15 protein-coding genes are annotated in these 21,454 nt (G+C 65.2%); 2 read left to right on the top strand and 13 right to left on the bottom strand.

Annotation, left to right across the window (positions count from 1 at the left end; genetic code table 11):
• A complete protein-coding gene (surE, locus tag D4Q51_RS06675; RefSeq protein WP_120076961.1) occupies positions 1 to 753 on the bottom strand; it encodes a 5'/3'-nucleotidase SurE in 753 nt (250 codons plus the stop codon).
• 3 nt (positions 754 to 756) lie between these two features.
• Positions 757 to 2,037 carry a serine--tRNA ligase gene (gene serS, locus D4Q51_RS06670; RefSeq protein ID WP_120076960.1) on the bottom strand — a complete coding sequence of 427 codons (1,281 nt, stop codon included), beginning with the start codon at positions 2,035 to 2,037 and terminating at the stop codon, positions 757 to 759.
• A gap of 142 nt (positions 2,038 to 2,179) precedes the next feature.
• Here serS and D4Q51_RS06665 point away from each other — a divergent pair, with 142 nt between their 5' ends.
• The gene (locus tag D4Q51_RS06665) at positions 2,180 to 3,454 is read left to right on the top strand and encodes a sulfotransferase family protein (protein WP_240624594.1); all 1,275 of its coding nucleotides are present in this window, start codon (positions 2,180 to 2,182) and stop codon (positions 3,452 to 3,454) included.
• 561 nt (positions 3,455 to 4,015) lie between these two features.
• Here the strand turns inward: D4Q51_RS06665 and D4Q51_RS06655 are convergent.
• Genes D4Q51_RS06655 through D4Q51_RS06610 form a run of 10 tightly spaced genes read right to left on the bottom strand, consistent with a single transcriptional unit; the run spans position 4,016 to position 18,645 of the window.
• Complete coding sequence (locus D4Q51_RS06655; RefSeq protein ID WP_240624593.1) at positions 4,016 to 6,667, bottom strand: CocE/NonD family hydrolase; 2,652 nt, start codon at positions 6,665 to 6,667, stop codon at positions 4,016 to 4,018.
• On the bottom strand, positions 6,646 to 7,806 hold the full coding sequence (locus tag D4Q51_RS06650) for a CaiB/BaiF CoA transferase family protein (protein WP_240624592.1): 1,161 nt from the start codon (positions 7,804 to 7,806) through the stop codon (positions 6,646 to 6,648). The genes D4Q51_RS06655 and D4Q51_RS06650 overlap by 22 nt, the downstream gene beginning before the upstream one ends.
• Positions 7,803 to 8,831 carry a TRAP transporter substrate-binding protein DctP gene (dctP, locus tag D4Q51_RS06645; RefSeq protein ID WP_120076958.1) on the bottom strand — a complete coding sequence of 343 codons (1,029 nt, stop codon included), beginning with the start codon at positions 8,829 to 8,831 and terminating at the stop codon, positions 7,803 to 7,805. Before dctP ends, D4Q51_RS06650 begins: the two co-directional genes overlap by 4 nt.
• Positions 8,828 to 10,114, bottom strand: coding sequence for a 2-hydroxyacyl-CoA dehydratase subunit D (locus tag D4Q51_RS06640; protein ID WP_120076957.1), 1,287 nt, complete (start codon positions 10,112 to 10,114; stop codon positions 8,828 to 8,830). The genes dctP and D4Q51_RS06640 overlap by 4 nt, the downstream gene beginning before the upstream one ends.
• Complete coding sequence (locus tag D4Q51_RS06635; RefSeq protein ID WP_120076956.1) at positions 10,111 to 12,195, bottom strand: CaiB/BaiF CoA-transferase family protein; 2,085 nt, start codon at positions 12,193 to 12,195, stop codon at positions 10,111 to 10,113. Before D4Q51_RS06635 ends, D4Q51_RS06640 begins: the two co-directional genes overlap by 4 nt.
• On the bottom strand, positions 12,192 to 13,070 hold the full coding sequence (locus tag D4Q51_RS06630; protein WP_240624591.1) for a hypothetical protein: 879 nt from the start codon (positions 13,068 to 13,070) through the stop codon (positions 12,192 to 12,194). Before D4Q51_RS06630 ends, D4Q51_RS06635 begins: the two co-directional genes overlap by 4 nt.
• 2 nt (positions 13,071 to 13,072) lie before the next feature.
• Positions 13,073 to 14,380, bottom strand: coding sequence for a TRAP transporter large permease (locus D4Q51_RS06625; RefSeq protein ID WP_120076955.1), 1,308 nt, complete (start codon positions 14,378 to 14,380; stop codon positions 13,073 to 13,075).
• Positions 14,377 to 14,829 carry a TRAP transporter small permease gene (locus D4Q51_RS06620; RefSeq protein ID WP_120076954.1) on the bottom strand — a complete coding sequence of 151 codons (453 nt, stop codon included), beginning with the start codon at positions 14,827 to 14,829 and terminating at the stop codon, positions 14,377 to 14,379. The genes D4Q51_RS06625 and D4Q51_RS06620 overlap by 4 nt, the downstream gene beginning before the upstream one ends.
• Positions 14,826 to 15,938 carry a CapA family protein gene (locus D4Q51_RS06615; protein ID WP_120076953.1) on the bottom strand — a complete coding sequence of 371 codons (1,113 nt, stop codon included), beginning with the start codon at positions 15,936 to 15,938 and terminating at the stop codon, positions 14,826 to 14,828. Before D4Q51_RS06615 ends, D4Q51_RS06620 begins: the two co-directional genes overlap by 4 nt.
• Positions 15,939 to 15,960: 22 nt before the next feature.
• Positions 15,961 to 18,645, bottom strand: coding sequence for a TonB-dependent receptor plug domain-containing protein (locus tag D4Q51_RS06610; protein WP_120076952.1), 2,685 nt, complete (start codon positions 18,643 to 18,645; stop codon positions 15,961 to 15,963).
• A 166-nt stretch (positions 18,646 to 18,811) separates the two neighbouring features.
• Between D4Q51_RS06610 and D4Q51_RS06605 the strand changes: the two genes are divergently transcribed.
• The gene (locus D4Q51_RS06605; RefSeq protein WP_120076951.1) at positions 18,812 to 19,489 is read left to right on the top strand and encodes a GntR family transcriptional regulator; all 678 of its coding nucleotides are present in this window, start codon (positions 18,812 to 18,814) and stop codon (positions 19,487 to 19,489) included.
• Between the two features lie 322 nt (positions 19,490 to 19,811).
• On the opposite strand, the gene D4Q51_RS06600 is transcribed toward D4Q51_RS06605, so the two are convergent.
• Complete coding sequence (locus tag D4Q51_RS06600) at positions 19,812 to 21,449, bottom strand: hypothetical protein (protein ID WP_120076950.1); 1,638 nt, start codon at positions 21,447 to 21,449, stop codon at positions 19,812 to 19,814.
• Between the last annotated feature and the right edge of the window lie 5 nt (positions 21,450 to 21,454).

The following is a 21,454-nucleotide window of genomic DNA, read 5'->3' as shown; positions in this document are numbered from 1 at the left end:
TCAGGCGAACCTGTCTGCGAGGTTGGAAATGGCGGAATGGTGCGTCAGGTCGAGCTGGAGCGGGGTGACGGCGATGAAGCCATCCTCCACGGCTTCCAGATCGGTGCCGTGGTCCAGCGTGTGTTCGGCATCCTGCAGGCCGAACCAGTAATACTTGCGCCCCCGCGGATCGGTGCCTTCCACCAAAGAGCCGCGCTCGTAATCGTGGAAGCCTTGTCGGACGACGCGAATGCCCTTCACCTCGCTGGCAGCCAGCGCCGGGAAGTTCACGTTGACGAGAGTGCGCTTGGCCATCTGCACGTCGATCAGCGGCCCCAGCACCTTGGCGCCCCATTGCCTCGCCGCATCGAAACCGTTGCGCGTTTCCCGATAAGCCTGGCTGAGACCAATGGCGGGAATGCCTGCCAGCGCGGCTTCCATCGCAGCAGAGATGGTCCCCGAATAGGTGATGTCGTCGCCCAGATTCTCGCCCGCGTTCACGCCCGAAAGGACGAGATCGGGCTTGCGGTCGGCGAACAGCTTGCGCAGCGCGAGATTGACCGAGTCTGTCGGCGTGCCAGTGACGCTGAAACGCTTCTCGCCATGCTCGCGCAGACGGACGGGGTGGTGGAGGGTGAGCGAGTGTCCCGCACCCGATTGCTCCTCTGCCGGGGCGCAGATCCACACATCGTCGGAAAGCTGGCTGGCGATATCCTCCAGCACGGTGAGGCCGGGGGCATGGATGCCGTCGTCGTTGGTGAGGAGAATCCGCATGAATCAGGCGGGTACCAGTTTTTCGAGCCCGCCCATATAGGGCTTCAGGGCATCAGGAACGGCAACCGAGCCGTCTTCCTGCTGGTAATTCTCCAGCACGGCGACCAGTGTGCGGCCCACGGCAAGGCCGGAGCCGTTCAGGGTGTGGACGAATTCCGTCTTCTTGCCGCCGCCCTCGGGCCGAAAGCGCGCGTTCATCCGCCGGGCCTGGAAATCGCCGCACCAGCTGATGGAGCTGATCTCGCGGTAAGCATCCTGCCCCGGCAGCCAGACTTCCAGGTCGAAGGTCTTGCGCGCGCCGAAGCCCATGTCGCCAGTGCACAGCAGCACCTTGCGATGCGGCAGTTCGAGGGCGTGGAGAATGCTCTCGGCGCTGGCGACCATGTGCTCGTGCTCTGCGTGGGCATCCTCCGGGCGGCAGATGGAAACGAGCTCTACCTTGTCGAACTGGTGCTGCCGGATGAAGCCGCGCGTGTCCTTGCCCGCCGCGCCCGCCTCGCTGCGGAAGCAGGGCGTGAGGGCGGTGAGGCGGATCGGCGAGGACAGATCGTCGATGATCTGTTCGCGCACGGAGTTGGTGAGCGAAACCTCGGCGGTGGGGATCAGCCAGCGGCCGTCCGTGGTCTTGAACAGGTCTTCCGCAAACTTCGGCAATTGCCCGGTGCCGTAGACGGCCTCGTCCCGCACCAGCAGCGGCGGCGCGCATTCGAGATAGCCGTTTTCGCTGGCCTGCTTGTCGAGCATGAACTGAGCTAAGGCGCGGTTGAGGCGCGCCATCTGCCCGCGCAGGAAGGTAAAGCGTGCACCGCTCATCTTCACGGCGGTTTCGAAATCCATGCCGAGCGCGGGGCCCATGTCGGCATGTTCCTGCGGTGTGAAATGGAAAGTGCGCGGCACGGTCCAGCGACTGACCTCGACGTTGTCGTCCTCGTCCGCGCCTTCGGGCACGCCGTCAGCGGGGAGGTTGGGAATGGCAGCCAGCGCATCGTTCAGCGCCTTGCCCTTCGCGCGCTCCTCTTCCTCCACCTGCGGCATCGACTGCTTGATGTCGGCGACTTCGGCTTTCAGCGCCTCGGCCTTGTCCTTGTCGCCCTGCCCCATGGCCTGGCCGATGGCTTTCGAGGCCTCGTTGCGGCGGCTTTGCATTTCCTGCAGGCGGGTTGTGAGGGCACGGCGTTCCTCGTCAAGCTTCAGCAGGTCGGCGGCCACGGGCTCCACGCCGCGCTTTGCCAGCGCAGCGTCGAAGCCTTCCGGATTCTCTCGGATCAGTCGAAGGTCATGCATGGCCGCGGGCTATGCATCGCTAGGTTGCCGCTTGTCCAGCACAGACACAGGCGTCTGGACACAAGCAGCATGGCTCAGGGGAACCATTGTCACGCTGCACCGCTAAAACAGTCACATCGCGGACAACTGACGAGGGCCGTAATTGCTGGACAAGACGATCAAGGAACCCCCGCAGCGCACGTGCTTCGTGGACATTGTGCAAGGGGTGACCCGGTTCGCCATGAAAGCACGGCTGATGCAGCCTGCAACTTTCGACAAGCAGACACTCATGGACCGCGCTGCGCAGGCCGCCGGATCGGACGATTTCGGCGATCCGTGGTTCGAAAAGCCGCTCTCCGTCCTGCTCCAGTCTCTGGAAGACGAGGCGCGGCTGCACGAAGCTGGTGCATGGGTCGCCATGAAGCAGTGCGAAAAGGTGCTCGTCGACAGGCTGCGCGCCCAGCAGTGGTTTGCCCGGCATCCGGAGATCCTTGCCCGGCCCCTTCGCCACCCCGTCTTCATCGTCGGACCGATGCGTTCGGGCACCACGCGGCTGCACCGCCTGCTCTCTTCGGATAGCCGGTTCGATCACATGCGCAGTTTCGAGACGATCACGCCGGTGCCTCACCCTGAATTTACGCATGGTGGGCATGACCGACGCATTACTCTCGCAAGGCGGGCGCGCAAGGTGGCAAACCTTGCCAATCCGCACACGCTGGCCATCCACCCCACTGGCCCGATGCAGCCAGAAGAAGAGCTCGGCCTGTTCGTCAATTCGTTCTGGGGCATGAAGCACGAGGCGCAGTGGCACGTGCCCACGTACGGGCGCTGGTGCGAGCAGCAGGATGCAACGCCAGCCTACGAACAGATGGCACGGCTGTTGCGACTGATCGGCTGGTCGCAGCAGGCCAGTTCGCTGAAGCCCTGGGTACTGAAGACCCCGCAGCACATGCTGGACCTGGACGCCTTGCAGAACGTGTTCCCCGATGCCCGCTTCATCTTCACCCACCGCGATCCCTTGCGGGTGGTGGCCAGTTCCGCCTCGCTCGCCTGGAACCAGACCTGCATCTATTCCGACCATGCCGACCCGCACGAGGTTGGGCGTGAGTGGCTGCGCAAGACACGGGTGCAGATCGAGAGGATGCAGCAGGGACGCCGGCGCGTTGCGCCCGGCCGCATGATCGATGTCCATTACGAGGCCGTCGATGCCGACTGGCGCGCCGAAGTGCGCCGGATCTACGATTTTCTAGATCTCGACATAGAACGCGCGTGGCCCGCGATGGAGGCCTATCGCGAGAGCGCCGACGCGCTGAAACGTCAGCCGCACAAGTACAGCCTCGCCGAATTTGGTCTGTCGGAAGATGCCGTACTGGCGCAGCTTGGCGACTACATGGATCGCTTCGATGTCGCGCCCGAGCCGCGCGCCGCAGCTCGCTGACAAGCAAGAGAAATGGTGGGCGCGGCAAGGATTGAACTTGCGACCCCAGCCGTGTGAAGGATGGGATCAACGGAAATCTGCCGTTTCTAAAAACTTGAAAAGGCAATAAAATCAACGTCTGATGCCCGTCGGTGTTCATCGCTGCCGCATCGGTGATCGTGAAAGGTTGAAGCCAAAAGCGGGCGACGAGCCGCATTGGCATTGCCTGCGCCAAGGCGTCTACCTTGGTTATAGGCCATCGAAGAGGACCGAGGGTGGCACGAGGTTTGCTCGATTGTTCCTAACGCCCGGCTCCCTCAATACTGATGCGGCCTGGCAGGAGGCGTTTAAGCCGTTCAAGGGTGCCGACAAGCGCCGAGAACTTTATTTGGGCAAGGGTGAGCGGAAGAGATTAATCGATACCGCCTGCGAGGAAGTGCAGCCGTTCCTAAGGGCGCTATGTCTCCTGCCCTTGCGTCCTGGCTCGCTTGCAAGCCTTGTCGCGCGAGACTTTGACAAGCGCACCCGGACACTCACAGTTGGCAAGGACAAGAACGGCAGCCCGCGGCAGATTTGGTTCCGCTAAGGCTCGGAGGCAAATTGCTTTCGCTCCACTGTCCAATCCTTTGCGCTGCAGAGAACGCAGCCCTCGCCGATGAAGAACTCAGCGGCCTCCTGGTCGCCGCGCAATTGCCACTTGAGCCAGGCCGAACCTGCGCGTGCCCACTCGCCCCCGTCTTCCAGCATCAGCGTTCCGCCGTGCCCCACAGGGAGGTTGGCAAACATCACCGGCACGTGGTCGATGCGGGCGAAATCGTCGCTGCCGTTGGGAAAGGCGATGTCGGTGGGGCCGCCAAGGATATAGGCGACGGGCGTGTGCAGGTTACGCAAGGCATCCTTGTCGATCTGCACGCCGCTGAGGCCCGGGCCGCCACGATTGTAAACCCCGCTGCCGAAGGCGATCACGGTGTCGATGCGGGGATCGGTGCCTGCCAACAGCGCCTGCAGGCCACCGCAGCTGTGCCCGGTGGCGGCGACGCGCCCGGTGTCGATCCTGCCGTATAGTGGGTCGGCCGGGTCGGCGTTCGCGCGCGCGGCCCAGTCGAGGGCCGCCAGCATCTGCGCGGTGGAGGTTTCGTCCGGCTGGCGCTGCGACGGGGGCGGCAGCGTGCGCGGTCCGCCCGCTGCTGCGGGCATGACGGGCACTTCGGAAAGGATGTCCAGTTCACGCCGAGGCGTTCCGTTGGCGATCACAAGAAAGCCGTGGCTGGCGAAATCGCGCAGGGCATGGCTGGCACTGAGGCCATTGTCGCGGCATCCGCCGTTGCCCCACAGCACGACCGGCATGGGCTCGTCCGGCAGGGTAGCGGGGCGATAGATAGTATATCCGGGCGCGTCTTCCCGCGCCTGCGCGATTGCAGGGTGGGGGCCGCTGCCGCCTGCATCACCGATCTGCCCTTCAATCGCGGCGTCCGCTTCGACATCGTGCAGTGGCAGGTCAACGCGCGATCCCGATTGCCAGCCACGCTGAATGTCCAGCACGGGCGGCGGGTCCTGCTTCACCTCTTCGAGGTTGCGCTGGCGCGGATCGGCGCCAGTGATCACGAACCGCAGCCGGTAACCCGGCTGCACGCGATGTGACAGCGGCATCATGGCAATCGGCAGGCGCGCCGTTTCCCCGGCAGGAAGGGGGGCGACGTCGGCCTCGTACCCGCTGTGCCAGGGCAGTCCGAGGTTGTCCCACGGTGCAGGTTTGGTTGCACGGTGTGAGATTTTCAGCCGCCCGAACGAGAGGACTTCGGCCTCGCCCCCCGGCGACAGTTCCTCGAGATAGACGAAGACGTCGGCATCCTCCCGGTCGGCGGAAAGCTCCACGTGGGCGACAGGGTAGCCGAGGAGGTCCGCTGCGCGGTCGAATGGCTCGCTTGTGTAGGCAAGGCCATGCTCGGCTAGGCTTTCGGGCCAGAAGGAGAAATAGTCGTCGTTGGCGACGTCATAGTCGACCACCAGCCGGTCACTGCCATTATCGAGCGGGCTGGGCGAGAGACCAAGGGCGCCATCTGCGGCAGGTCCGTTGAGATACCAGGCCTGCGTGGTGGAGCTGGTGCCGGGAATGGTCACGCCGCGCACGTATTCGCCTTGGTCGGTGCCGCGATCGGCCCAGTAGGTGACGGGCGGCTCGGCAGAGAATCCGTCGTCGATCCCCTTCAGGTGGTAATCGAAATAGCGCGCTATCTCGCCGACGAAATCGAAGCCGGGCGGGGGCACGCAGTGACTGCCGGGGCCGACCAGGAGGCGGCTGTCCATGTTGCGCGCCGCAATCAGCACCTGGCTGGTCGGCTCGTCTTCCCAGTTGCTCCAGTAGTAGGTGGCAATGCCTGCCTCGCGGATCCTGTCGGCATATTGCCACACGGCGACTTCGTCCCAGAAGGCATTGCCTGTGTAGGAGGACACGCTGTCGCGGAACGGCATTTCCGCCCACAGCCCCGCCATCGGCGTATTGTCCGCGTGCTGCGCCACGGCCTCGCGCAGCAGCGCGCCGTCGCGATCTGCATCCATAGGGACGCTGGCGAGATCGACCGAAAGCGGTTCGTCCGGGCGGGTGTTGAACTGCGCGGTAAGGCCGCCTCGGCGCACGAAATCGTACTTGTCCCAGTCGGTCGCGCCGATGAAGACGGCTTTCAGCGATTCAGGCGCTGCGCCCGCCACCAGTGTTGTCGAGCCGCCGAGGTAGGAGCAGCCGATCATCCCTGCCTTGTCCGTCGTGTAGGGCTGCGCCGCCAGCCAGTTCAGCAGGTCCGCGCCGTCCTGCGCCTCGGTCTGATCGAGAAAGCCGCGCCGCGCCCCGAAGGAGGCGCCCTTGCCGCGTACGTCGGCAGTGGCCACCACGTAACCAGCACGGATTAGCGATCGCATCGCGAGCCGGTCGCTCAGCGCCAGCTCCACGATCTCGCCGTCTTCGTCGTAATAGCGCGCTCGGTAGGGCGTGAAGGCGAAGATGACCGGCAGTGGCTCGTCCACCACGCCGTCCGCGGTCGCGGGGCGATAGATGTTGAGCGCGAGGCGGGTCCCGTCGCGCACGGGCACGTAAAGCGATTCGCGTTCGTATTCCGGATAGGGCTGCGCCGATGCGGAGGTCGCGGCCAGCGATGCCAGCAGGAGCGCGAAGACCGCCACCAGCCGGGCGGGCGAGGGAAGGGGTGTGGCCATCGTCAGTCGTTCCCGTCCAGCCATGCCAGGATTTCCTCTCTGTCAGCATCCAGTCGCGGCGGTGCCTCGTGCGTTCCGGGCTGGCCCGGCTCCATGCGGAAGCCGGCGTTCGGCACCGTTGCCGTGCAGCCCTTGGGCAATGCGTCGGTGTCGAGGTCTAGCAGCGAATCCGCCGAACCCAGGTCCGCTGCCTCGTGCACGCCGCGAACCTTGCCACAGGGAATGCCCTCGCCGCTCAGCTCGCGCTCCCACTCGTCTGCCGCGCGGGTGAGGAAGATCTGCTCCAGCTCCGCGTGCATCGCATCGAAATTGGCGCGGCGCGCGTCGGCGGTCGAGTAGCGTTCGTCGGCCAGCCAGTCCTCGCGCCTCAGCTTGCGCGCCAGTGCGGCGAACTGGTTGTCCTGCACCACGCCCAGCGACACGTGCCTGTCGTCCTTCGTCTTGAACAGGGCGGCGGTGGGAAGCTCGCTGTAACCTGTGTTGCCGAGGCGGCGCAGCGGCGATCCGGTGACGAGGTAGGGCGTCAGCGCGGAGGTCATGAAGGACAGGCTGGCATCGATCATCGAGACGTCGATGTAGGCCCCTTTCCCGGTTTGCTGCCGCTGGAACAGTGCGCCAAGGATTGCCACGGCGGCGGTCTGCCCCGTCAACGTGTCGACGATGGGGAAGCCGATGCGCACGGGCGGGTCGCCTTCCGCGCCGCTCAGCATCATCATGCCGCTGGTGGCCTGCACGATATTGTCGATCGCGGGCCAGTCGCGCTGCGGGCTGTCCTGCCCGTAACCGGAGACGGAGCAGAACACGATGTCCTCGCGCAGCTGGCGAACGGCATCGTAGCCAAGGCCCAGCCGGGCGATCACGCCGGGGCGGAAGTTCTCCAGCAACACGTCGCTTTTAGCGACGATGCGGCGCGCGGTTTCGTGGTCCTTCTCGTCCTTCAGGTCCAGCGCGATGCTCTTCTTGCCGACATTGGCCGCGATGAAAGCCGGGCTCATCCCGTCGAAATCGCGGTTCGAGCCGTAATTGCGGAACTGGTCTCCGCGCGGGGATTCGATCTTGATGACCTTGGCTCCCATCAGCCGCAGGATGTGGCTGGCGAAGGGGCCGGCCATCACGTGGCTGAAATCCGCGACGGTTACTCCTGCGAGGGGCTGGTGCGTCACTTCGTATCTCCGCATTGAACTGTGTCGCGCTCCACCAGGCTCTGGCGAGCGGCGCGATAGGCTGTCATTCCGTCTATCCCCACGCGGAAAAGCGCCCGCGCGTTGGCCTGGCCTTCGCGCAGATAGAGGTCGTCGAACTGCTGCTGGTCCTGCGTGCTGGCAGGCAGGATTGTGATGGTGCTGGCGGCGATCTTTTCGCCCGCGGCCGCGGCGGCGCGGTTTTCTTCGGCAAGGGCGGCTTCCCACACGCCGATGCCTTCTTCGAGGATAGCCCGCTCGGCATCGCTCAGCGATTGCCAGGCTTCCATGTCCATCGCCCGGGAGGGGTAGGCGCCGCGCGGTATGCGAATGTCGTAGAAGTAGTCGGTAACTTCGCCGAAATGCAGCGATTGCAGCGTTTCGGGCGGAGCCACGACGCCGTCGATCACCCCTTTTGCGAGCGCGCTGTAAACCTCGCCCATCGGCAGGTCGACCGGGTCCGCCCCCAGATTGCGCAGCACCGGCAGCAGCTCGGTAGGCGCTCTGATCCTGAGGCCCTGCAGGTCGGCGAGGCTTTCCACCCTCGCGGTGCTCGTCAGGATGCCGGGCAGCACGCCGCCTTGCAGGGCGAGCAGCTTCAGTCCTTCCAGCTCCTTGTCGAACTGCGGCTCTACCTTCGCCATGCAGCGATAGAGCGCCAGTTGCGATTCGATGGAATCGGCCCCGCTGTAAAAGCCTGTCTGGGTGCGCAGCAGGTGGGTGCCGCCGCGCGTATAGATCGGGGTGATGAGGCCGATGTCGGCCACGCCGTGGCGGATCTCCGTCATCGACATGTCAGCCGAAAGCAGCGCGCCGGACCAGATCGGCTTGATCTTGATACGTCCGCCGGAGCGTTCGTGGACGAAGTCGATCCAGGTCTGGTCGGCTCGGCTGAACGGGTGGCTGGGCGGATAGGGCGAAGCGTAAGTCAGCTCGGTCACGCCTTCGGGTACCGGTCGGCTGCACGCCGCCAATACCAGCAGGGCGAGAAGGGCGAGAAGCCTCATGCCAGCCCTTTCTCGTGTAGGAAGCTATCGACCATGCCGACCATCCGGTTGTGGTCCCAGTTGTCGGCATCGACCATGTCGGCATCGATGCGCAGCACCGGCACGCCCGCCTCTTCCAGCGACAGCGCCGTGAGATTAGTGCCCGACTGCGAGAGGCGGTTGTCCGGCGGGAGCAGGATCACGGCGGCATCGATGCCGCAACGCTCCGCCTCTGAGGTCATCCAGCCGTTCATCCACGGCGGCAGGTGCAGCACCTCGTTCATCGAGGCGACGCGGCTGGCCAGCGCTTCCATCGGCTCGCCCTTCAGGTCGCGGATATAGGCCGGCCCGGCAAAGGGCATGTACATCGACCACACGAAGACCGCGCCCAGCTTTTCCTCCAGCGCCTGGTAGAAGCCCGGATCGTGCCAGACCCCGGCACCGATCCACATCAGCCGCAGCCGCTCGTTTCTGGACGCTCCCAGCCCCTTCTCGATCCGCTCGAACACCTCGTCGCGAAACTTCTTCGCATGGGCGACCGCCCAGTCCGATCCGCGGTGCCACTGCGGAATCATGGTGTTGGGCATCTGTTCGGCGATGGAGACGGGGCAGGGGCGCGCTTCGCCGATGGCGCGAGCGGCTTCCCAGATGTAGCCTTCCTGTTCGTTGATCCGCTCCATCAGCCGTTCCAGTCGCGCGGGATCGAACTTTCGCCCGGTCCGCTCTTCCAGGAGGGCGATCAGGTCCTCCATCTCGGACACCATCTGCTCGATACGGTCGGGCTGGTAGACCCGGTCCCACGCGTCTTTCGAGTGGGCGAACCAGTCCACTTCCTTGTGCTCCCAGGCGGGCGCTTCCATCGGGTAGAACTCACTGCCCAGTTCCTTCGCCCACAGGCCGAAGACGTGCTGGATGCAATCGCAGGTGAGCCGCGCCACCAGCACGGTGGGCGTGGGCAATCCGCCCCACGGCGCCGTTTCCGGCTCGTCTGCCAGCGTGCAGGCGAGGCCAAGCGAGCAGTACTTGCAACTGTTCGCGGGGAAGCCCTTCTTCACCATCGCATCGAAATAGCGCCCCGAAAGCTGCTTTGCGGAGATGTAGGCGGACCACCACTGGTTGGTGATGATGGGGATGTCCATCGCGTGGAACAGCTCGTGCGGGGTATCGGCCTGCACGATGGCATAGGGCTCGGCCTCGTCCACGACGCGGCGTTTCAGTTCCTTGCCGAACGCCTTCTGGAAGGCCGTCGCTTCGGACGTGCAGGCCAGTGTCTTGCGGCTGCGCTGGTTGACGGACTGGCTCATTTGAAAACTCCATCGCTTTCCAGCCGCGCGATGTCGGCTGGCGAAAGGCGCGCGATCTCGCGGGCCACCTCGTGCGCGTGTTCCCCGATCGAGGGCGCGCGGAAAGGGGCCAACGTGTCTCGCGAGAAAGCCATCGGCGTAGCAATATGGCCGAAGGTGCCGAGCACCGCGTGCTCGAGGTCCCACATGGCGGCGCGGCCTGCGATCTGGGGGTCGTGATCGAGCAGGTCCTCACAGTCCTGCAAGGCACCGGCGGCAATTCCGGCGGCCTGCAGTTCCTCGGCGATGGCGTGGTCATCGCGCGCAGAAGTCCACGTGGCAATGTCCGGCCCGGTGATGGATAGCAGGCGCTGGTGCTCGGCTTCGCTGAAGCAACTGATCGCCACCCACCTGTCTTCGCCCGCAGCGGGGAACACGTCCTGGAAGTACACTGCAGGGTCCGCATTGCCGAGGCGACGGGGCCGCTCCCCGGCCTTGGCCGCTTTCAGGAATTCGCGCATCTGCTGCACACAGATCTCGTACATCGAGGCATCGATGTGGCACCCCGCGCCGGTTTCGCGGCGGCGCTGCAAGGCGGCAGCGACATGGCCCGCCATGACGAAGGGCACGATCACGTCGCCGTAGGGCACCGCGCCGGGGATCACCGGCTCGCCGTCCGGGTAGCCCGTCAGGTAGGTGCGGCCAGACAGTGCGCCGCCGGTGCCGTCGACGCCCCATTCGTTCGCCAGCGGGCCGGTCTGCCCGAATACGCTGCCTGACACCATCACCAGCCCCGGATTGCGCTTTACCAGGCTATCGTAATCGAGGCCGAGCTTGGCCATCGTGCCGGGCGAAAAATTCTCCACCACCACGTCTGCCCAGTCGATCAGCGGGTCCAGCACCTCGCGCGAGGCGGGCTTCTTCAGGTCGAGCGTCAGGCTGCGTTTCGAGGTGTTGAGATTGGCGAACCACGGCTTGTCGTCGAGGCTGTCGGCGCTGGAGGCCGAAACCTGAACATCGAGGCGGGCGAGGTCGGGGCGGCTGCGGCTCTCGATCTTCACCACTTCTGCGCCGAGGTCGCCCAGCGTCTTGGTGGTGATCGAGCCGACCAGCGCCCAGGCGAAATCCAGCACTCTAACGCCGGACAGCGGGCCGGACCGTTTGCCCTGGTGAACGGCTGGAGCGCCCTTGGCCGCCCCATCGCGAACCGCAGCGAACCGCTCTGGCAAACCATCCGGGGTATCGAAGAAGTGCCGCGCCTTCAGGTGCTCGTTCTGCAGCACATCCGCGGGTTCGTTCACGACGCAGGCGTTGATGCCGCGCCGCCTTCCTTCGGTGGCGATGTCGTGCTTGGTGCGCTGCGCGAAGAACCGCGCCATGGCGGCCTGCCAGCGGTCGCGGGTTTCCTCGGGCAGGGTGGAGCGGTTGTAGGCGAGCCAGTCGACATCGCGCATCGGGTTCTCGACCCCGGTCTCGTCCATCCAGTCCGACAGCGCCTTGTTCGCAGGCGCGCCGAGGCGGCCCGTCATCAACGCGTGGAAGCAGTATCCGTCGGCCAGTTTCCAGATTACCTGCACCTTGGCCCGGCCATAGGCGATGCAGCCGCCCGCCCGATCCAGCTTGCGCCGGTCGAACTGCCAGACGAGCACGCCGTTCACGTTGCGGCTCATGGCGACCTGCTGGATCGAGACGTCGACGTGCTGCCCCATGCCGTGCGTGCCGCGCGCGAAATGCGCGGCCATCGCGCCAGCGGCAGCGACCATGTCGGCGTGGAAGGTGCAGGCATCGCCCGCTTCCTTCACCGGCTTTTCGCCCGGAACGCCTGTCAGCCGCAGCGCGCCGCCCATGGCCGAGGATACCAGCTCTCCCCCGCGCCAGTGCGAACGCGGGCCGCCCGACCCGAACGGAGTGACGGAGACGTGGATCGCCGTATCGGGAATGGCCAAGTCGGCGGTGCCTTCCAGCCCAACGTCGTCGATCACGAAACTTGCGCCCTCCACCGGCCCGCCGATTTCGGCGCCGAGCGATGCCAGGTATCGCGCCAGCGGGCGTTCCTGCATGTCGCCGATCACGGCAACCCTGTGGCCTTCGAGGAAGCTCATCGTGTCACCCCTTCCAGGAACGCGGCAATTTCCTCGCGCGCGCCGTCGTTCGCCAGCCAGTCGCGCCGCGTCATCACGAGCGCGGGAATGCCTGTCGCTTCGAGCGCTTCCCGCTCTGCCGGGAGGTGCCAGCACTGCGCCTCGTCCTCCTCGATCCGCCAGAGAATGGCGGCGCTGGCTTGCGTCGTCTGGAGGGACCTCGCCAGCACGCTTTCCGCATCGGCAAAGCTTCGCGGACCCCGCGGACGGGCGTGCAACTGTTCGCCCAGCGCGGCAAATGGGTCGCCGTTGTCGCCATCGACCGATGGCCCCGGATCGAGCCATTCCTGCGTGAGCGTGGACCCGGCCGACGCGAAACCCGCTGCCTCGATCACTGCGTGGAGCCGCCGGTCGGGCGGCGGCGTCCCGGCCAGCAGACATACGGGAATGTCTCTCCCGTCGGTGGACGAGCGCCTGTTCTCATTGGTTCGCGCAATCGCTTCTCCGAGTGCGCTGGCTCCGACGCCAAGCTGGTCCGCCAGTTCGCGCAGCTTGGCCACGGTGCGCCTGCGGCTGGTGTCGCGGGGTATCTTGCACACGTCGAGGATCAGCGGCTGCGGCCCGCCCAGCTGTCCGCGCCGCTGAAGCTCGCAGATGTAGTAATAGAGGCGCTGCGAAGTGTCGTCGGCGCGGCTGAAGAGGACGTGCTCCAGATCGTCGTAGGCGCCTTCCGCCCAGCTCTCGAGCAGCGGACGTGCCCACGGCGCGAACTTGCTTTCCAGCCAGCCGCTCGCACGCGGCGTCGCACGGTCCGGGTCGAAGGCGAGCGCGCCCTCGAACCGGCCGGTGGCGGCCAGCAGGTCAATCGGGAGGTTGGGACCGGCGATAGCAATCATCTTCAGGTTCCGAGCATTTCTGGCAGCCACAGGACCATGGCCGGGAAAAGGATGATCAGCACCAGGTGGAAGAAATCACCCGCGAGGAACGGCATCACGCCGCGAAAGATGCTGCTGATCGAGATGTCCTTGGCCACGCCCTGCATGACATAGAGGTTGATACCCAGGGGAGGCGTGAGGAAGCCGACTTCCATCGCGCGCACCAGGAAGATGCCGAACCAGATCGCCGTCATCCCGGTGCCCTCCACGATGGGCAGCAGGATCGGCGTCATCAGCAGCATCAGGGCCAGCCCGTCGAGAACGGTGCCCAGAATGAGCAGCAACAGCGCCACCATGAGCAGCGTGACGAAGGTGCCTGTGCCCATTCCCTCGACGAGGATTCCGGCGGCTTCCGCCAGCCCGGTGACGCCGACGAAGGTGGAGAAGATCAGCGCGCCGATCACGATGAGGTAGATGAGACCGGTGGTGCGCAGCGTTTCGTGGAAGGCGTTGAACAGGTTCTCGCGGGTCAGCTTGCGGCGCAGCGCAGCGATCAGCAGCGCGCCCGAGGCACCGATGGCGGCGGCTTCGGGCGGGCTGAACCAGCCCAAGGCAATGCCGCCGATCACCAGCAACACCAGCGCCACGATCTGCCAGATCCGGCCAAGAGCGCGCCAGCGATCCTTCCACTCGGCCCGCTCGCCCGGCGGCGCTAGCTGCGGCCTGAGGCGGACGAGGACGAAGACGACCACGGCATAGATCAGCGCCTGGGTGATCCCCGGAATGATGGCGGCGGTAAACAGCCGCCCGATGGACTGCTCGGCAATAATGCCGAAGACGATCAGCGCGCCCGACGGCGGGATCATCTGCCCCAGCGTTCCGCCTGCGGCGATGGTGGCGGTCGACAGCCTGTCGTCATAGCCGCGCCGCTTCATCTCCGGATAGGCAACGAGGCCCACGGTGGCCGTGGTAGCGAGGCTGGAGCCGTTGATCGCGCCGAACCCGCCGCAGCCCGCGATGGAAGCATAGGCGAGGCCGCCGCGCCGGTGCCCCACAAGCTTGGCCGCAGCATCGAAAAGGTCGCGGCTGGCATCCACCGAGAAGAAGATATGCGCCATGAACAGGAACAGCGGCAGGGTGCCAAGTTCGTAGCGCGTCAGCGTATCGACCACGACGACCCCGCCCTTGATCAGCGCAGCCTCCGGACCGAGGATCAGGACGAGCCCGCCAAGGCCGACAAGGCCCAGCGCCGTGCCGATCCGCGCCCCTGCAAGGAGCAGGGCAAACAGCACGACGATGCCGACAAGTCCTGTGCCTGCCGTATCGATCATGACTGCACCTTCCTGACGATCCGCACGGCCAGGCTGGCCGCAGCGATGATCAGGCAGGCATTGGCGAACAGCCGCAGCAGCCGCCACGGCACGCCAAGTATTTCGCTCTTTTCGTGCGCATCCCACAGGTCGATGGAAATGCATGCGGACCCGATGAGCAGCGCGAGGAAAAAGATCAGCGAAAGGGCATCGGATAGCTTGTCCGCCACGGCCTGCCCCGCAGGAGAGAGCCGGTCGACGAAAAGCCGCACCCGCGCGTGGGATTGCACGATCGTGGCAATCGTCAGCCCCAGCGCGCCTGATACCAGCACGGCGGCCTGCATCAGTTCGATGGAGCCGGTGACGGGAATCCCGAGGTGACGACCGATGACGGCCAGCGTGTCGATCGCGGTCGCCGCAAGCAAGGCAATGCCGCCGAGCCAGATGGCCGCCTTGAGGGGCCGGCTCATCGTGCCGCCTCCAGCCTGCCATCTTCGGCAATGCGGATCGGGGGAAGCCCCGCGCGGCTGGTGATCTCCTCTACATAGCGCCGGATATCTTCGGCCCTGTCGCCGTGCGCCAGCACGGGGCGACCCGGCGCTTCGACATGAACGGGCACGATGGCAGCTTCGGGCGACTTCCCACGCTGGAAGCGCAGCGTGCCAATGAACGCGTTCACCGCCTCGGGATGGAAGGGCGCCAGGTGGTAGGCTGGGTCGGGCTCGAACCCGAATAGCTCCTTGCGCTTGCGGGCCCATTCGCTGCGCGCGGGATGATCCTGGTCGGGCGACAGCGCGCGGGTGACGACGCAGCCGTTGCCGAGGCCGTGGAATATAGGCTTTCCCTGGTGGAATTCTACGCCACGAACGATGTGCGCGTGGTGCGAGATCACCGCTTCCGCGCCGGCCTCTATCGCCATTCTGCCAATATCGCGCTCGTAGGGTTCGATGTGGGCGGGGGTGTGCACGACGCCCTTGTGCAGCGCCACGATGACGTGATCGGCACCGTGGCCTCGCGCCTCTGCGATGCCAGCGGCAAGGATGTCGGAAGCCTCCGCCGAGACTCCTTCGATGCGGGCCATCGGGGTGACCTCGGTGCCGTCCTGCGTCGTGAGAGGCAGATAGGAACAGCCTGCGCGCTCCGCCGTGGCCCATGCCGCCTGCGGGCCGATGCAGTTGTAGCTGAGGAGCGCGATCTTCTGTCCGCATGCTTCCGCGAAGGCGGGGCGGCGCGCATCTTCCAGAGTCATCCCCGCGCCGCAGCAGGCGATGCCCAGCCTGTCTAGTTCGGCGACAGTCTCGGCAATGCCTTGCGCCCCGCAATCGGCGATGTGGTTTCCGGCCAGCGTGAGCATGTCGAAGCCCGCCTCGGCAATGGCCTCCAGGTTTTCGATGGGGGCGCCCGGCGCGGGCACGTCGCCTGCAAGTTCCACCGTGCTTGCGGTATGAGGGACTTCGAGGTGACCGATGGCGAGATCGGCACCGCGCAATGCAGAAGCGATACCCGAGAGCCAGTGCCCGGCGTTCGGCTCGTCGAGAACCAGGTCGCCGGTCACGGCCACGGATATCACTTCTGGCATTTTGCGTCCCTGTTTGCGTCGATCAGAAGCGGACACGCGCCCCGATTGCAAACTGCCGTCCGATCGGGTTGGCCGCCGTCGCATCGTAGCCGCCGCTGCCGTTGCCGCTCGGCGCCAGGTTGACGTAGGGCGGATCGGCATCGAACAGGTTGCGCACCTCGGCAACGAGTTCAAGGTCGGCCATCGGAATCGCGAAGCTGTCTGCCACGCGCCAGGTCAGCGTCAGGTCCACTGGCGTGAAGCTATCCACGTCCTGCGACGGTGTCACGAGGTTGTTGGTATAGCCCCCGACATGGGTCGCCATGACGCGCGCGGAGATTGGGCCGTGGTCCCAGTTGGCGAAGGCACGGGCCTTGAAGCGCAGCGGCTGGAAGATGATGTTGAGCTGGTCCGTCAGGTTGGCCTGCGGCGCGACGGCGACCTCATAATCGGTGAGGTAGGTGCCCGACGCACCCAGCCGCAGCAAGTCGTTGGCGCCGAGATCAAGCATATAGTTCACGCTGAAATCGATGCCCCGCGTGATCGACTTGCCCAGGTTGCGCGAGCGGCCATCCACGAACACGTCGATGTTGGAAAGGCTGCCGCCGGGGAAGGCCCCGAGGACGTTCACGCCGGAGTCGATCAGGGACTGGATCTGGTCCTGCGCCGCTTGGCCGCGCAGCACGACGCCCGTTCCGGCGAACTGCGTTTCCTGGCCGAGGATGGCGAGGTTCGAAAGGTTCGCGCTCACCTGGTTGTCGTAGGCGACATCGAAGTAGGTCAGCGAGAGGCGCAGGCGGTCCACCGGCTCCCAGTCGGCACCGAACGACCAGGTGGTGGCGGTTTCGGGGCCGAGGTCGAGGTTGGGGCCCGAGAGGGCCACACCCACGATCGGCGCGCCGCCGGCCGGATTTTGGTAATTCTGCACGAACAGGTTGTTGCTGTTGCCGTAGATCTCGGGGATCGTCGGCGCGCGGAACGACGTGCCGTAGCTGCCGCGCAGGGTCAGGCGGTCGGTCGGCATCCAGTTGACGCCGAACTGCGGGTTCGTGGTGTTGCCCGCATCGCTGTAGCTGTCGTGACGGATGGCGGCGACGAATTCCAGCTCCTCGAAACCGGGCCGCGCGTTGCCGCCGCCGAACAGCGGAAGCAGCATTTCGGCATAGACCGAATCCACCTTGCGGTCGAAAGTGCGGAAGGAGATCGGGTTGGTCGGCGCGCCGCGGGCAACGCCCAGGTCAACCGAGAATTCCTGCCGTTCGTAACCCACGGCCAGGCGCACCTCGCCGCCGGGCAGTTCGAACAGCGGCCCGCTGGCACCGGCTTCGTAGAAAGTCAGCTGGCCGTTGGTGGGCGCGAGGAAGATCTGGTTGAAGATGTTGTCCAGCACGGATTGGCTGGTGCGCCCGCCGCCGTAGGGATCGAAGGCGGCATTGGGGTCGGAACTGGCCAGAGCCGCGTTGAGGGCGGCGTTGTTCACGCCGTCGTAGGAGCCGGAGAAATCGCGCGTTTCGCCGTAGGCAACCAGCGCCTCGATGGTCCAGTCGAACGGCAGCTCGACGCGAAGGCCGGGCGAGATCTGCCAGCTTTCGGCAGAGCCTTCCGACTTGGTGAGATCGACATCGTCAGCGAAGCTGTAGTCGATCTGGTAGCTGGTGCCGGTAAAGCCCGGCGGGCGCACGAAGAACGCGTTCGTTTCGGGCACGGTCAGCCGGGTGGAGGGCCGCGCACTGAGGCGCGTGAATTCGCGCTTGGAATAGAACCCGTCATAGAAGATCTCGAGCCAGTCGGTCAGTTCGAACGTGCCGGTCGAGTTGAACGAATCGTATTTCTGCTCGGGGATCAGGTCCTGCCCGATCAGGCCGTCGCAGAGGTTGGCAGTGCCCGCCACGATGGAACCGGCGTTGGCCTGCGTGTACTGGTCGGGCAGGGCATAGGTGGTGCCGTTGGCAATCAGCGTGCCCGGCGCGCAGCGGGTGACGCGGTAGTCGTTGCCGCCGAACGGCGTCTGGTCGGAAACGAAGAAATCCCGGTCGTCGCCGCTCAGGTTCGAGCGTTCGACATGCTCGTAGGCGAACATCACCTGTCCGCGATCGAAGCGGAAGCCTGCTGCCGCGCCGACAGACCATTCGTCGAATGCGCCATCTTCCGACGTGCCATAGCGACCGAACGCCTCTACCCCGTCGAGCGAGCGGCGCGGAATGATGTTCACCACGCCCGCCACGGCATCGGAGCCGTAGATGGCCGAAGCGCCGTTGGCGACGACGTCGATCCGCTCGACGCCCAGCGTCGGCAATACCGAGGGGTCGGTCGAACGACTGTTGTTCACCACACGGTGGCCGTCGATCAGCACCAGTGTCGCGTAGGGGCCGATACCGCGCAGGTTCACGCTGTTGCCGTAGGTGATGTTGCCCGAACCGCCGGCCTGCCCGCGCGAGTTCTCCGAAACGCCGAGATCGAACACCTGCGGCAGTTCGCGGATCACGCGGTCGATGGTGACGGCGCCGGAATTCTCGATCTCGTCCCGGCCTAGCACGGTCGCGGTGGCACCGACGGGTGCTTCCCCGGTGCTGACGCGGCTGCCGGTGACGATGATGACGTCCTCGCCATCGATCTCGTCGTCCTGCTCCTGCCCCATCGCGGGGGTTGCCAGGCAGGCTGCGGCCACTGAGGCACCGCAGTAGAGCGCGTTACGGAACGCCGCGAAACTTTTCTTACCCCTGGTCATAGCTTCTCTCCCAAATCCGCCCGAAACTTGCCGTCCGGTTCGCGAATGACGACGGACCCTCGGCCCGCTGCGGCCAGTTGTTTCCCGCTGGGGCGGGTTATCCGCAAGTGAAAAGTGGATGACGAAATTGTTGACAATATGATCGGCAAGGTGTCAGCTTCGGTGGATGGACGAACTAGCCAAGGCCCTGCCCAAAAGCGGCCCGCCCGCGCCCGAGATCGCCGACTGGATCCGCTCGCAGATCCGCGCCAGCCGCTTTGTACCGGGGCAGCGCCTGGTGGAGGTCGATATCATCCGGCGCACCGGGGGAAGCCGCTCCAAGGTGCGCGAGGCGTTTCAGCGGCTGGCTGCAGAGGGCTTGCTGGAGATCGAGGAATTTCGCGGCGCTTCGGTGCGCGAAGCCTCGCTGGAGGAAGTGAGCCAGCTTTACCGTGCTCGCGCGGCACTGGAAGGCATCTGCGCTGCCGATTTCACTCGCCTTGCGACGGACGAGGACAAGGAGCAACTGCGCGAAATCGCCCAGAAGATGGAGACCTGCGTTGAGGCAGGCTCGGCGGAACAGTTCGGCAAGCTCAATTCCGATTGGCATTCGATGATCATGCGCGTCACCAGAAACCACGTGATCGCCGAACTGGTCTCGCGCCTGAACACGCCGGTCCATCACCTGCTGTTCCAGAGCTTCTATCGCGGCAACCGCATGACGCAGGCTATCGAGGATCACCGCGCGATCCTGGATGCGATCATGAACGACGATCCCGAGGGAGCGGAAAAGGCAATGCGACAGCACGTCGAGAACGGGCTGGAATTCCTCACCTCGCTCGACAAAGCACTATTTGGTCCCTGACTGCTTCAGCGCTTAACGTTTACATGGGTCCGATCAACATTTCGCTGGGAAATCTCTATCGGGTGTGTCGATGGCCGGCGAGAATGACTGCTCTCAGCAAGAGAAAACATATGAGCCTAGGTCGGATATTGGGGCGCAAGGCTGACCTTCAATCTTCCGACTATCCGCCGTTAAAGGTTACTGATCCTGTTGGACGAGGTCGGCTCGTATCCTCTGCTCCCCAGTTTGCTCTAGCAGTGCTCTCTCGGAAAATATCGCATCTGCCCCCGCTCACGTAGGCACGCGGCGAGGGCAGGTTTGAGCTTAGACCGTCATCGTCGAGTCAGCATTCCTTGTCGTTTTCCTCGCGGCGGAAGATATTGCCAATGCCGCAGCTTACCCGGCTTACGGCGCGGCCCGTGTTCTCCAGGTGGTGCACCGCCCGCTCGCCCGCCACGCCCAAGATGTCGCGCACCGGCGTGTCGCTTGCTACCGCTTCGCCATAGCGCTGGGCGGTATCCTCCATGCTGACCAGCTCCATCCCGGTGTAGTCGCCAACGTTCTCGCGCAGGCGACCACGCTCCGTAAAGGTCTCGCCGATGCGCCGGAAGTTTTCCTGGTGATGCTCACGCCGGCGCTGGCGCAATTCGGCCAGTGCATTCGGGTCGTCGCTGCGCAGTGCTTCCAGATAGGCAGCGCCCGTGGCCAGCGCGCTTTCAAATTCGGCTCCTGTCAGCGCGGTGACAGTTTCCTGCCCCACAAGAACCGCACCGCCGACAACCGTTGCCCCGCGAGCCATGCGGCCGACGCGGGCGAGCCTGCCTGCATTCGCCGCTGTGCTGCCTGCACGCGCGGCCTGCGCCGTCCGGCCCGCGCGGTTCATGTTGGCGACGCTGCCACCGCCCTGGTTGATCTGCCGAGCCAGTTGCCCCTGGGAGATGCGGCCACGCGCGGCCTGCGCCGCATCTGCATTGGCGACTATCCGTGCCGTCCCATGTACCCCCGCGTTGCGCAGGACCTGCGCCTGCAATCCCTGCTGCGTCAGCGCGGTACCGGCTCTTGCAGCGTTGGCGGCCTGCGCAGCCCGCCCTGCCGTGCCCACGGTGCGGGCGGTGTTGGCTGCGCCTCCGCTCACGTAATATGCGCCTGCACCAAGCGCACCGACAGTCGCAACCGTACCGAACGTGCCCATGCCCTGATTTGCGGCTGCAGCTTCACTAGAACTCACCTGCGCGGTGTATCCGCGCTCGGAGGGAACCGAGCCGGGATTGCCCGATCCGGCTTGCCGGTCGTCCTGCTGCCAGTCCCCGATGGCAGGCAGCGGCTCCACTGGCGGAAGGGGGCGGACAGGCTGAATGGGATTGGCCGGGTCGGATTGCTGCGCGTTGGCGACGGCCTCTCGCGCATGGTCGAACACGTTTCCTATCAGACCATTCGCCGGACCGGGCTGCCCAGGCAACGACTCTTCTGCGTAGAACTGGCCTACGGCGTCGATCTCGGCCACGAAATAATCGGGATAGAAGACGTCCAGCGGATCGAGGTGGTAGGTCACCGGGATCAGCGAGGGAACTTGCGCGACAATCGAACCGTCATCCTGCAAGGTCATCGTGGCGCGTCCCATCAGCGGCAGGTCGTCAGCGCTGAAGACACCGAGATCATTCTGCGTCAGGTTTTGCAGCACCACCATTTCCGGCTCCACGCGCAGAACTGCCGCATGCATCCATTGATCGACAGCAAAGGCACGGCCATCGGCAATAACAATGCGCTTGTCGAGTTCGCGGATCATCCAGACACCGTCGATCACACTCGGCTCCCCCGGGGCCACAGCGTCTATGCGGGGCAGGAAGGCCGGGATCCCCTGGGCCTGCGCCTCGGCACTCAGGATCGGGGCCGGCATGGCGGATACACCGACCGATGCCAGCAGCAGCGCAACGCCGCCCAGCATCTTGGTGCGGATGGAAGTCTTCGTCTTGCGGGTCATTGGTC

The organism is Aurantiacibacter odishensis (assembly GCF_003605195.1).
GTDB classification, from domain to species: Bacteria; Pseudomonadota; Alphaproteobacteria; order Sphingomonadales; family Sphingomonadaceae; genus Alteraurantiacibacter; species Alteraurantiacibacter odishensis.
Note: the sequence above shows the minus strand (reverse complement) of the source record. Positions and strands in the feature narration are given on the sequence as shown.

Excerpts from the sequence above, each read along its gene's own strand:
- surE (WP_120076961.1), bottom strand. The coding sequence starts at position 753 with ATGCGGATTCTCCTCACCAACGACGACGGCATCCATGCCCCCGGCCTC.
- serS (WP_120076960.1), bottom strand. The coding sequence starts at position 2,037 with ATGCATGACCTTCGACTGATCCGAGAGAATCCGGAAGGCTTCGACGCT.
- D4Q51_RS06655 (WP_240624593.1), bottom strand. The coding sequence starts at position 6,667 with ATGGCTGGACGGGAACGACTGACGATGGCCACACCCCTTCCCTCGCCC.
- dctP (WP_120076958.1), bottom strand. The coding sequence starts at position 8,831 with ATGAGGCTTCTCGCCCTTCTCGCCCTGCTGGTATTGGCGGCGTGCAGC.
- D4Q51_RS06640 (WP_120076957.1), bottom strand. The coding sequence starts at position 10,114 with ATGAGCCAGTCCGTCAACCAGCGCAGCCGCAAGACACTGGCCTGCACG.
- D4Q51_RS06635 (WP_120076956.1), bottom strand. The coding sequence starts at position 12,195 with ATGAGCTTCCTCGAAGGCCACAGGGTTGCCGTGATCGGCGACATGCAG.
- D4Q51_RS06630 (WP_240624591.1), bottom strand. The coding sequence starts at position 13,070 with ATGATTGCTATCGCCGGTCCCAACCTCCCGATTGACCTGCTGGCCGCC.
- D4Q51_RS06625 (WP_120076955.1), bottom strand. The coding sequence starts at position 14,380 with ATGATCGATACGGCAGGCACAGGACTTGTCGGCATCGTCGTGCTGTTT.
- D4Q51_RS06620 (WP_120076954.1), bottom strand. The coding sequence starts at position 14,829 with ATGAGCCGGCCCCTCAAGGCGGCCATCTGGCTCGGCGGCATTGCCTTG.
- D4Q51_RS06615 (WP_120076953.1), bottom strand. The coding sequence starts at position 15,938 with ATGCCAGAAGTGATATCCGTGGCCGTGACCGGCGACCTGGTTCTCGAC.
- D4Q51_RS06610 (WP_120076952.1), bottom strand. The coding sequence starts at position 18,645 with ATGACCAGGGGTAAGAAAAGTTTCGCGGCGTTCCGTAACGCGCTCTAC.
- D4Q51_RS06605 (WP_120076951.1), top strand. The coding sequence starts at position 18,812 with ATGGACGAACTAGCCAAGGCCCTGCCCAAAAGCGGCCCGCCCGCGCCC.
- D4Q51_RS06600 (WP_120076950.1), bottom strand. The coding sequence starts at position 21,449 with ATGACCCGCAAGACGAAGACTTCCATCCGCACCAAGATGCTGGGCGGC.